General features: G+C 60.0%; 11 protein-coding genes. 5 read left to right on the top strand and 6 right to left on the bottom strand.

The annotated features are described in order from the left end of the window. The first annotated feature begins 18 nt into the window (after window positions 1-18). Window positions 19-537, top strand: coding sequence for an acyloxyacyl hydrolase (locus KXR72_RS06730; protein WP_437420301.1), 519 nt, complete (start codon window positions 19-21; stop codon window positions 535-537). A 78-nt stretch (window positions 538-615) separates the two neighbouring features. Here KXR72_RS06730 and KXR72_RS06725 read toward each other — a convergent pair whose 3' ends face one another. Continuing rightward, window positions 616-1,878, bottom strand: coding sequence for a uracil-xanthine permease family protein (locus tag KXR72_RS06725; RefSeq protein WP_437420300.1), 1,263 nt, complete (start codon window positions 1,876-1,878; stop codon window positions 616-618). Window positions 1,879-1,880: 2 nt separating this feature from the next. Next, window positions 1,881-2,519: a uracil phosphoribosyltransferase gene (gene upp, locus KXR72_RS06720; protein ID WP_437420299.1), complete on the bottom strand. Its 639-nt coding sequence runs from the start codon at window positions 2,517-2,519 to the stop codon at window positions 1,881-1,883. 175 nt (window positions 2,520-2,694) lie between these two features. On the opposite strand from upp, the gene KXR72_RS06715 reads away from it, so the two are divergent. The 4 genes from KXR72_RS06715 (at window position 2,695) to KXR72_RS06700 (ending at window position 9,873) form a co-directional block, all read left to right on the top strand. Continuing rightward, entirely contained in the window at window positions 2,695-3,252 is a 558-nt protein-coding gene (locus KXR72_RS06715; RefSeq protein WP_437420298.1) for a hypoxanthine-guanine phosphoribosyltransferase, read from the top strand. Between the two features lie 426 nt (window positions 3,253-3,678). Next, a complete protein-coding gene (locus tag KXR72_RS06710; RefSeq protein ID WP_437420297.1) occupies window positions 3,679-5,553 on the top strand; it encodes a DUF1302 domain-containing protein in 1,875 nt (624 codons plus the stop codon). 97 nt (window positions 5,554-5,650) lie between these two features. After that, the gene (locus tag KXR72_RS06705; RefSeq protein WP_437420296.1) at window positions 5,651-7,012 is read left to right on the top strand and encodes a DUF1329 domain-containing protein; all 1,362 of its coding nucleotides are present in this window, start codon (window positions 5,651-5,653) and stop codon (window positions 7,010-7,012) included. Window positions 7,013-7,251: 239 nt separating this feature from the next. Further along, on the top strand, window positions 7,252-9,873 hold the full coding sequence (locus KXR72_RS06700; RefSeq protein WP_437420295.1) for a LuxR C-terminal-related transcriptional regulator: 2,622 nt from the start codon (window positions 7,252-7,254) through the stop codon (window positions 9,871-9,873). 139 nt (window positions 9,874-10,012) lie between these two features. On the opposite strand, the gene KXR72_RS06695 is transcribed toward KXR72_RS06700, so the two are convergent. The 4 genes from KXR72_RS06695 to KXR72_RS06680 form a co-directional block, all read right to left on the bottom strand. Then, a complete protein-coding gene (locus KXR72_RS06695; RefSeq protein ID WP_437420294.1) occupies window positions 10,013-10,282 on the bottom strand; it encodes a DUF3509 domain-containing protein in 270 nt (89 codons plus the stop codon). 93 nt (window positions 10,283-10,375) lie between these two features. Next, window positions 10,376-10,630: a YebG family protein gene (locus KXR72_RS06690; RefSeq protein WP_437420293.1), complete on the bottom strand. Its 255-nt coding sequence runs from the start codon at window positions 10,628-10,630 to the stop codon at window positions 10,376-10,378. Between the two features lie 102 nt (window positions 10,631-10,732). Continuing rightward, window positions 10,733-11,197, bottom strand: a complete 465-nt coding sequence (locus KXR72_RS06685) for a multidrug transporter (RefSeq protein ID WP_437420292.1) — start codon at window positions 11,195-11,197, stop codon at window positions 10,733-10,735. A gap of 36 nt (window positions 11,198-11,233) precedes the next feature. Continuing rightward, complete coding sequence (locus tag KXR72_RS06680; protein WP_437420291.1) at window positions 11,234-11,695, bottom strand: DUF721 domain-containing protein; 462 nt, start codon at window positions 11,693-11,695, stop codon at window positions 11,234-11,236. Window positions 11,696-11,751 lie beyond the last annotated feature (56 nt).

Genomic DNA, 11,751 nt, shown 5'->3' with positions numbered 1-11,751 from the left:
TCGATAAGGAAATTTCGTATGAAGAAGCTGATGTCCTTCGCGACCGTTGCGGCTGTTCTGCTGGGTCAGGCAGCGACCGCCAATGCGCTGGATCTAACCGCCGCCGTTGGGCGTACGGGCGAATCGACCATGACCTATCGCCTTGGGGCACAAATGGATTTCAACCGTAGTTGGTTCCAGAGCGGGGTGGGGCGCCTCACGGGCTATTGGGATGCGGGCTACACTTACTGGGAAGGCGATGAAACCTCGAGCAACCACAGCATCTCGCTCGCCCCGGTTTTCGTCTATGAGTTCAACGGTGGGTCGGTCAAGCCTTACCTGGAGGCGGGGATTGGCATCGCAGCGTTCGAAAATACCGAGGTGGAGGGCAATGAGCTGGGGTCTTCATTCCAGTTCGAAGACCGTTTCGGTGCAGGACTGCGTTTTGCTGGCGGCCACGAGGTAGGCCTGCGTGCGATCCACTATTCCAATGCCGGGATCAAGAAGCCCAACGACGGGATCGAGAGCTATTCGATTCATTACCGGGCTGCGTTCTGACCCCATTTCTTCACGGTGACCGGCGCCGTTGCGTGCCAGTCACCCCGAAGCCAGTCGGCGCATGGCCGGGCTGCAGGGTCAGGGTTGCTCCTCGAGTTGCTTGTTCTTCCAGCCTTCACCGCCGGGTAGCAGCAAGTTCAGCACCAGCGCGACGATCGCGCACAGGGAAATACCCGACAGGCTGAACTCACCGTGCCCGACGACCATGCCGCCGATACCGAACACCAGCGTGACGGAGACGATGATCAGGTTGCGCGCCTCGGAAAGATCGATCTGGTGTCGAATCAGGGTACTCAGGCCGACCACCGCAATCGAGCCGAACAATAGGCAGAGAATGCCGCCCATTACTGGCACTGGAATGCTCAGCAGGCCGGCGCCGAACTTGCCGATGAAGGCGAGCACGATGGCGAAAATGGCGGCCCAGGTCATGATTTTCGGGTTGTAGTTTTTCGTCAGCATTACCGCACCCGTCACCTCGGCGTAGGTGGTATTGGGCGGGCCGCCGAATAGCCCGGCAGCGGACGTGGCCAGGCCGTCACCAAGCAGGGTGCGGTGCAGGCCGGGCTTCTTGATGAAGTTGTTGCCAGTGACTCCCCCGATGGCAACTACGCCGCCGATGTGCTCGATCGCGGGTGCCAGAGCAACCGGCACCATGAACAGGATGGCGCCCCAGTGGAACTCCGGCGCCACGAACTTGGGGATCGCCAGCCACGGCGCCGCAGCGATCCCGGTGGTATCGACGACGCCGAAGGCGAACGCCAGGCCGTAGCCCACCGCGACACCCGCGAGAATCGGCACCAGGCGGAACAGCCCCCGGCCAAGCACCGCGACGAGCAAGGTCGTGACGAGCGCCGGCATGGAAATGAGCATGGCGGTTTCGTAAGGCACGAGCTGGGCGCTGCCGTCACCGGATTTCCCCATCGCCATGTTCACCGCGACAGGAGAAAGTGCCAGGCCAATAGAAATGATCACCGGCGCGATCACCACCGGCGGCAGCAGCCGGTCGATGAAACCAGGCCCCTTCAGCTGGACCGCGAAGCTCAGCAGGATATAGACGACGCCGGCCGCGACCACGCCGCCAAGCACCGCCGGCAGGCCAAAATCGGCCTTGGCAGCAATGATCGGGGCAATGAAAGCAAAGCTCGATGCCAGGAAGACCGGCACCTGGCGCTTGGTCACCAATTGGAATAGCAGCGTGCCAAGGCCGGCAGTGAACAGCGCAACGTTGGGGTCCATCCCGGTGATCAACGGCATCAACACCAGCGCGCCGAAGGCTACGAATAACATCTGCGCGCCCGCGAGCACCTGACGGCCGAGCGACTCCTCCATCGGATGCGACATGCTTAGACGTCCTTCTGCTTGGTGCCGAAAATCTTGTCGCCGGCATCGCCCAGACCAGGGACGATATAGCCGTTTTCATCCAGATGATCGTCAATCGACGCGGTATAGATAATGACGTCCGGATGCGCCGCTTCGACTGCCTGAATGCCCTCGGGCGCAGCGACCAGCACCAGCGCCCGAATCTCTTTGCAGCCGGCTTTCTTGAGCATGTCGATAGTGGCGACCATCGAGCCGCCGGTAGCCAGCATAGGGTCGATGATCATCGCCAGGCGCTGGTCCAGATCGTCCACTAGGCGCTCGAGGTAGGTGTGGGCCTGCAACGTTTCTTCGTTGCGCGCGATGCCTACCGCGCTGACTTTTGCGCCGGGGATCAGGCTGAGTACGCCGTCGAGCATGCCGATGCCCGCGCGCAGGATTGGCACGACGGTGATCTTTTTCCCGGAAATTTTCTCGACCTGGACCGGGCCGCACCAGCCTTCAATGTTGTAGTTTTCCAGCGGCAGGTCACGGGTAGCTTCGTACGTCAGGATGGAGCCAACCTCTTGCGCCAGCTCGCGGAAATTCTTGGTGCTGATGTCCGCCCGGCGCATGAGCCCCAGTTTGTGACGAATCAAGGGGTGGCGAATTTCTCGAATGCTCATGGCGGCTCCGGCGGGTAGATAAACCGGCGTAGATTAATGCATCGTGCCTGGGGCGGCTATTGATGAGTCAAATAAGCACTTGCCGTGTCTGTCATTGCATCGGTATCGTCGCGCCCCTTCGATTTCTTGGGCGGGACTGCCGCGCCCTGTCGCACTTTTAAATGGAGCATCGCCAATGTCCGCCGATCTTGCTCATATCCGCCAAGTCATGGCGGAAGCCGACTGCCTCCACCCAGAGGCCGAAGTCGAAGCGGCTATCGATGCCGTCGCCACGAGCATCAATGCTCAATTGGCCGATCGGAACCCAGTCGTGTTCTGCGTCATGAACGGCGGCTTGATCTTCTCCGGCAAGTTGGTCCCTAAACTGAACTTCCCGCTGGAGCTTTCGTATCTTCATGCCACGCGCTACCGCAATGAAACCAGCGGGGGCGAACTGTTCTGGAAGGCCAAGCCTGAGATTTCGTTCATCGATCGAGACGTGCTGATCGTCGACGATATTCTGGACGAGGGGCACACCCTCGGCGCGATCATCGACTTTTGCCGGCACGCCGGTGCGTCCAACGTCTACACCGCGGTGCTTGTCGACAAGGAGCACGAGCGCAAGGCGCGTCCCGATCTCAAGGCAGACTTCGTCGGACTCACATGCGTGGACCGGTATGTCTTCGGCTACGGGATGGACTACAAAGGCTACTGGCGCAACGCCCCGGGTATCTATGCAGTCAAGGGCCTGTAACAGGCTCCATTTTGCAGCGGCGTGATTATCGCGCCGCTGATCCCCCTGTTTCCTTTCTCCCCAATTCCACCGCTGGCGGTAACGCCTACTTCCGAACTTTCCGTTCGGGCAAGGGCTGACTGTGCCCGCTCGACGGCCGACGGGTGCAAGCGCACAGTCGGCATGGTGGCCTTGTGCCTGGATTACCTTTCGTTAAATTCGCCTACCGGCTCGCAAACGCTCTATTACGGGGCTTGCGCATGGCCGGGGCGCGACTAAGCTCTCCGTTAGCTTCACCGGCGTCCCGCTGCCCTACGGGCTTGAAGCCCAGCAGTGGGAAGGCTGTTCATACTTAAGAATTACAAAACAAATCAAACCTTAGTGCGCTTAACCCTCTGCCGCCGTGTCGCTAGGGTGAGCGTACTTCGAACCAACCAGGAGCGCCTCATGACAAAAACAACAAGGCAAGGAATCTTCCAGCCCAGGACTTTGGCACTTGCCGTAGCCCTTGGGACCGTTGCACCGGCCTATGCCGTGAATTTCAATATCGGCGAAGTGGAGGGGCAGTTCGACTCATCGCTTTCCATTGGGGCCAGTTGGTCGACAACTGATCGGGACATGGATCTGGTTGGTATCAATAATGGGGGTACCGGTTATACCCAGACGGGTGATGACGGTCGGTTGAACTTCAAGAAAGGTGAAACCTTCTCCAAGATTTTTAAAGGGGTTCACGATCTTGAGCTCCGTTACCGTGATAGCGGCGCTTTCATTCGTGGCAAGTACTGGTATGACTTTGAACTGAAAGACGAGGGTCGTCTGTTCAAAGACATCAGTGACAGCAATCGAAAAGAAGCAGCACAGTCTTCCGGTGCGCAGATTCTCGACGCATTTCTCTATCACAACTATTACCTCGGCGATTTACCAGGAACTGTTCGTGTCGGCAGGCAGGTGGTCAGCTGGGGTGAAAGTACCTTTATCGGTAACTCAATTAACTCGATCAACCCGCTCGATGCCGCTGCGTTTCGCCGACCGGGTGCCGAAATCAAGGAAGGTCTCATTCCCGTTAATATGCTCTACGTGTCCCAGAGCGTGACTGATCGGTTGAGCATGGAGGCTTTTTATCAGCTTGAGTGGGACCAGACGATTGTCGACAACTGCGGGACCTTCTTCGCCGTTGATGTTGCCCAAGATGGCTGCAACAACAATTACAACGTAGGTAGTCCGGCTATCGCACCGCTACAACCTGTTGCTGCGGCGTTCGGCCAGGGATTCGACGTCAGTTCAGAAGGCGTTGTACTGCCGCGCGGTGGTGATCGCGATGCGAAAGATTCGGGGCAGTTTGGCCTGGCCCTTCGCTGGCTTGGTGACGCGACCGAGTACGGCGCTTATTTTATGAATTATCACAGCCGGACCCCGATCGTTAGCACTCAATCGGCTGGGTTGGGTACTGCGGCAGCGTTAGGAAACGGCAACCCACTTGCCGGACCAACTGGAGGCATTCTTGGAAGCGTTTGTGGTATCGCTTTCGGAGGTGCGCCTGGTTGCTACGGTAACCCTGCATATGGATCAACAGTAGCCGGGCTGGCGCAGAGTGTGATGCTCGGCAATGGCCAGTACTACCTGGAATATCCAGAAGATATCCGATTGTACGGCCTGAGTTTTTCGACCACCTTGCCCACCGGTACAGCGTGGGCGGGGGAGATAAGCTATCGACCAAACGCCCCCGTACAGATCAACACCACGGACGTAACGCGCGCGCTGCTCAATCCGATCGCCCCGGGTACTTCGCCGGTTGCCAGCACCTTCGGCGCTGATAACCGAGGGTATAACCGCAAGGAAATCACTCAGATCCAAACAACCTTTACGCACTTCTTTGATCAGGTGCTTGGTGCTGGCCGCGTCACTCTTGTTGGTGAAGTGGGCTATGCGCATGTTGGCGCGCTAGAAAGCAAAAGCGAGCTTCGTTATGGGCGTGATGCGATATATGGAACGCCAGACGATGCCACACAACTCGCCGCATATGGGGATGACGGCTTCGTAACCGCCAACTCCTGGGGATATCGCCTTCGCGCACTGGCTGATTACAGCAACGTCTTCGCTGGCGTGAACCTGACGCCAAACATTTCCTTCTCTCATGACGTGGACGGCTACGGCCCGAACGGCTTGTTCAACGAAGGTTCCAAGGCCATAAGCGTAGGCGTCGATGCCGTTTACCAGAACGCCTATACCGCCAGCTTGTCGTACACCGATTTCTTCGGCGGTGACTACAACACGCTGGTCGATCGTGACTTCCTCGCGCTTAGCGTGGGTGTGAACTTCTAAGGAGGTTTTTTCGGCGCACGGGGCCGCTTGGTCCCGTTGTGCAAGATGCGTTACGCAAGGCCTCCGGCCATACAAGATCAAGAGGAACTGGAAGCGTATGAAAACAACAAGAAAACTATTCAGTGTCTTGGCCCTTTCGTTGCTTGCGAGCAGCGTGACGGCCGCCGTTTCCCCTGAGGAAGCGGCAAAGCTTGGTGAATCGCTCACGCCCCTGGGCGCGGAAAAATCCGGCAACGCCGACGGCACCATTCCAGCCTGGACGGGCGGCTTGTCGGAGAATGCGGCGCCATTAGACGATGGCCATCTGACCAACCCCTTCAAAGACGAGCAACCGAAGTTCGTCATCACCGCCCAGAACGTCGATCAGTACAAAGACAAGCTCACCGCTGGCCAACTGGCGATGTTCAAACGCTACCCCGAAACCTACAAGATTCGGGTGTTTCCGACGCACCGTACCGCGGCGCTGCCAGACCGCATCTATGAGGCCGCCAAACAGAGCGCGCTGAACGCCGAACTGGTTGACGGCGGCAACGGCATCGCCAACTTCTCGGACAGTCGCTACTACGCGTTCCCGATCCCGAAGAACGGCCTCGAGGTAGTCTGGAACCACATCACGCGCTACCGCGGTGGCAACGTCCGGCGCAACATCGTCCAGGCGACGCCACAGACCAACGGCAGCTACACGCTCGTACATTTTGAAGATGAAGTCGCCTTCCCGAGCGACATGACGGACCTGGATCCGGAACGCGCAAAGAACGCGCTGCTGTTCTTCAAGCAACGCGTGACTGCCCCGTCGCGCCTGGCAGGCAACGTACTGCTCGTCCACGACTCGCTCGATCAGGTGAAGGAGCCTCGTCAAGCCTGGATCTACAACGCTGGCCAGCGCCGCGTACGCCGCGCACCGCAGGTGGCTTATGACGGCCCGGGTACTGCATCGGACGGGATGCGTACCACCGATAACTTCGACATGTTCAGCGGTGCGCCCGACCGTTACGACTGGAAGCTGATCGGCAAGAAGGAGCTCTACATTCCGTACAACAGCTATGAGATCAACTCCAGCGATGTGAAATACAGCGACATCCTGAAGGCAGGTCACGTTAACCAGGATCTGGCGCGCTACGAGCTTCATCGCGTCTGGGAGATTGAGGCGACGCTTAAGAATGGCGAGCGGAACATTTATGCCAAGCGCCGTTTCTTCGTTGATGAAGATACCTGGACCATCGTCCAGTCCGAGCTGTATGACGGTCGCGGTCAATTGTGGCGTGTGGGTGAAGGCCATCTGGTCCAGTACTACCAGCACAAAGTACCGGCGTTTGCCTTCGAAGCCCTATATGACGTCATCTCTGGCCGTTACATTGCGATCGGCATGAGCAACGAAGAGAAGCCGCATGAGTTTGGCTACAAGGCTTCGGCGCGCGATTTCACACCTGCTGCGCTGCGAAATGCAGGGGTGCGTTAATCGCAGTCCATTTAGCTTGTGAATAAGGCGGCCCTCGGGTCGCCTTTTTTTTGCCCAAGTACGTGACAGTGATAGTTTCTGGCCAGTAGCGGCTGGGTACGACCGCGACGGTCGGTCCGCCCGATATCGACAAAGCGCTCCGGATGGTGCAGCGTTGGCCGCACAAAGGCACGCTGCCGAGGATTGCCAACCGGTACGCGGCCGTCAATGGACTGATACAGAACAAGAGAAAGATGGTTATGTCCGTACGCTTCAACCCTGTCGCTCTCGGCACGGATGCCGCTGCGCCGGTCCAGGTAGCGACTATTCCGCGGCTACCGCCGGTCCATGTGCCCCGGCCTCGGCTCGTCAATCCGCTGGTAGAAGCCCGGTGCCGTTTGCGTCTGATCTGCGCACCGGCAGGGTTCGGCAAGAGCGTTTTGATGAGCGAGTGCGCGCGCCAGATACCGGCCGACACGCAACTGATATGGCTGGATATTGGTGGGCGACAGCTCACCCCGGATGACTTGTACGAGCGGCTGCGCAAATACCTATCCGGTGCGCCGCTACCGACCGGCGACGCGCAGCGTGACCTGCTCGAGCTCTTGCGCGCCGCTCGTGGCGCGCTGTGGGTCATGCTCGATGACTTCCCCCGGCAGCCGCATGCGGCGTTCGATGCCTGCCTTGACATGTTGCTTGAACAAGGACCGGAGTCCATCAGCTGGTGGGTGACCAGCCGACGCCAGCCAGCCTGGAAACTGCCTCGCCTTTTGTTGCAGGGCGACTTGCTTGAGGTGCAGGCCGAGTCGCTGGCGCTTGGCTCGGCAGAGCTGCGGCAGCTGCTGCGGGCGCATCGGTTGGATCTGGCCGACGATACCTTCAGGCAGCTGATGACAGGCAGTGAGGGGTGGTTGGCTGGTGTTAGCCTGCTGCTGTTCAACGCTGATGAGCAGGCGGTGCGCGAGCGCTTGGGCGCTGGTACGCCAGTCTTGCGGGACTACGTCCAGCGGGAGGTGCTCGAGCCGCAGAGCGAGGAGGTTCGGCGGTCGCTTTTCGCCTTGGCACGCATGCCCAGGTTTTCGCAGCATCTGTGCGAGCACGTACTTGACGGCAATGGGGGTGAAATACTCGATTCGCTCAAGAGCAATCAGCTGTTCATTCGGCAGATCGACAATTGCGGCGAGTGGTTCCGCCTTTGGCGGCCGCTCGCATCGATCCTTCAACGTATGTCTGCCGGCCTATCACCTACGCAAACGCATCTGCGGGCGTGCCAATGGTTTGCCAACCGCGGCGAGATGCGCGAGGCGGTCGAACACGCCCTTTGGGCAGGCCAGCCGGAGGTTGCGGCCAATTTTCTTCAGCGCTACGGGCAAGAGCAATTGCTCATTGGCGACAACGTTTCGGAGTTCATGCGCTGGCGCAGCGAGCTGCCGCAGGATCTATTCAACAGCACGACACGGCTGATCGTGCTGCACGGTTGGGCGCTGATTCTCTCGGCTAGGCTCGATGAGGTCGATGAGTGCCTTGCCAACCTGGCGAAGTTCTTTCCACAACCCGATGCGCGGCGGCAGGCTCAACTGCTGGCTCAATGGCAGGCGCTTCGGGGATTTCAGGCGCGCTTGCGCGGCGAACCCGAAGCCCGTGATTACTGCCTGCAGGCGCTGGATGTGCTGTCCGACCATGCCTGGGCGCAGCGAGTGTTGTGTTTTCAGGTACTGACGCAGCAGGCAATGGCCGAGGGCAAGCTCGAGCTGGCGCAGCACTACAACAGCGAGGGCATGAAGCTCGCCAGGCTCAAGGGCAGCCTGTTGTACGAGGCGATGCTGAGCGTCGATCGCATCCAATTGCTCGAGCTTGCAGGGGAATTCGAGCGGGCCGCGGGCGTGCTTGACGAATCGCTCATGGCGCTGCGCGACAGCGTGCGCCATAGCCCTATCATCGGCAGGCTGAAGCTTTTGCAAGGACATCTACTGGCATATCAGGGCCTTGACGACGCGGCGCGTGAGGCGTTTCAGCAAGGGCGCATCGAGACCGAGACGTGCGGCGATTCCTATGTCTTTTTCGGCTATGCAGGCCTGGCGGAACTCGCGGCACGTAATCAGGAGTTTCCTTCGGCCTATCACTGGCTCCGTGAAGTCGAGCGGTTGACCCAGTGGCGGCACGTACCTGAGGCTCGGTTTCGCGGCATTCTCGCGTTGTTAACCGGAGCGACCTGGCTGCACCAGGGGCAACTGAAGAAGGCGCGTTCGATCTTCGTTCAGGTACTCGATCTGTACGACGGGCACACCTTTCTCGCCCCGTCCGGTTTCTACGAAATTCTCCCGCGGGTGCATCGCTATCTGGCCGTCATCGACATGCTCGGCGGGCGCAGTGCGCTGGCGATCGAGACCTTGCGCGAATTGATCGAGCAGAGCGTGCGGACCCAGCGGTTCGCCTTGGCATGTGAGTGCCGGTTCACGCTCGCCGAAGCCCTCCATATGCATGGCCAGCAGGTCGAGGCCGAGCAGGAGTTGCGTAAGGCGGTGGACGAGGCGGCCCGGCAGCAGCTAGTCAAGCCACTGTATGAATTTCAGCACCGTCAGCCGCAATGGCTCGCGCGGGTTCTGCCTGCCGGTAAAGGCGAGAGCCTGCGCGACCGCCTGTTACAGTTCGAGCGTGAGCCCGAAGAGGGCATGAGTGGCGCGGATGACATGATCCTCAGCAACCGAGAATTGACGGTGCTGCGCCTGATCGCGCAAGGCTTTTCCAACCAGGAAATCGCCGAGCAGCTGTTTATCTCCCTGCACACGGTCAAGACCCACGCACGTCGAATCAACACCAAGCTTGGCGTGGCCAGGCGTACGCAGGCCGTGGCACGAGCCAAGGCGCTGGGCTGGTTCTGAGCGAAACGGTCCGGTCGCCGGGCCCGCGAGCCGCGCGCAGGGACGCGCGTCGCTGCATAGGCGGCGGCATCAGGCGTTCAGTGGGTTCTTGTTATCAGAATTAAGCGGTTGCAGCCTGCAGGCGTCAGGCTGGGTTCGTTTATTGCGCGGCGGTGAATGCGTGCTTGGTCAGGCGGTAAGTGCTGGTTTGTTCGCCGCGCTCGATCGCGAGGCTGAATTGCAGGCTGGTGATCAACCGCTCGAGTTGTTGCTCGTCCCGCCACTGGCTCGCCGCAATGTAGCGCTTCACTGCTACGCCGGCGGCATCGGTGAGGGTGAGCAGGATGCTGCCGTCGGGCTTCTCGATACTGAAGTTTACGCTGTAGCTGGGTTGGAAGACGTCGCTGATCTTCTTGAATGGACTTTCCATGCCGATTACCTGTTGAGTGACTGCACTCAATGGACCGGGTGCCGTTTGACTAGTTTCGCCCGCTCGGCGAGCGGGCTGCGACAAAACGAAGCATCAAGGCTCGACAGGTAGCTCAGCGAGGGCTTCGGGGTTGTTCTTGAAGGCCTTGGCGAACAGATCACGGTGCCTGGCCATGAAAATGCCAAGGTCTTCCGCCTGTTGCTCGCTCAGGGATGGGGTTGCTTTGTGAAGCGCGGCCGAGAGTGCTTCGGCAAGCTCCAGCATCTTGTCGTGACGATCGGCTTCGGCTTTATCCATGAACAAGCGCTCCAGGTCCCGGCTGCTGCGGTACACCACTTCGACGGCCATCTACCACCTCGGCTCTGTTGATTGATACTGTTTGGATATACAGCATAAGCGCTGCCGTTCGGCTTGCAAAGAGCGGCGTGCACGCAGCGGCGGCTCGTCGCGTCAATCGGCGAAGCGGCCCTGCAAACGCAGCGCCTGGAATCTGAGCTGGCTGGCCTGATATCCGGGCCGAAGCGGTGGAAGCGGCAGGCAAGCCGTCCACTGCTCGCCAGGCTGTAAATCACCGGGCCCGCTGTAGCGCGGGTTGTCGTAGCCGGACTGCACCAGGTCTAGGTCCGAGCCGGGCGAGTGCGCTTTGAGGTCCCAGCGCAAGGCGGTCAACGTCCTTGGGCTGCGATTCTCCAATTCGGCGCGCAACGGCTGACCGGCACCGCAACGCTTGGGGTCGTACTCCACGCGAACATGTATCTGCCCGAGCAGATGCGCTTCGCGCTGTTCCTGCCAGATGACCCACGCAGCGACCAGGCCCAGGCCAAGCAATGCGCCCAGCGAGATGGGCACCGCTCGCATCGGATAACGAACCAGGAGAATCACCCAAGTCAGGATCAGTAGCGCGCCGATGAGCATGAAAGTTCCTCAGTGGCTGGATTGGTCGACATGCGCTCAGCCTCGGTCATGGTCCCGAGCATGACTGGCCAGGCGCTCGAGCGCGGCCTTGAGTCGCGGGTCGCGGATACCTTGCGCCGTCTCCTCGATATTCCCCGCAGCCTGGGAAGACAGTTTTGGCGGCGGTGCCGGTTTGTAGCGAGGGGTATCTGGGGGCTGGACCTTGAACAGGATGCGAACCAAGCCTGCAAACTCTTCGATGGCCGCCAGTTGCCGATGCAAGCGGCGCTGCTGGTAGCGCAGCCGAGTTGCCCAATGCCCATCGGTCACGATAAGGAGCAGCGTGCCATCGCGCAGCGAGGCCACATGGCAATGCGCACGTGCCGCGGGTTGCAACTGGCTGTTGACCAACGCTTGCAGCCGATCCAGCCGCCTGGCCTCGCCGAACAGCGCGCGTAGCGGTTTCGCTTCGCGTAGCAGGGCGGCCGGTGGGCGGGCGGGGGAGGGGCGCAAGGACATGGGCGACCGGAATAGCGAGTAAAGTGCGGCCATCATAGCAGACGGCCTTGGGCCGA

It is taken from the genome of Stutzerimonas chloritidismutans (genome assembly GCF_051486945.1).
GTDB lineage: Bacteria > Pseudomonadota > Gammaproteobacteria > Pseudomonadales > Pseudomonadaceae > Stutzerimonas > Stutzerimonas chloritidismutans_B.
The sequence above is the reverse complement of the archived record's forward strand: the minus strand, read 5'-3'. Positions and strand labels throughout refer to the sequence as shown.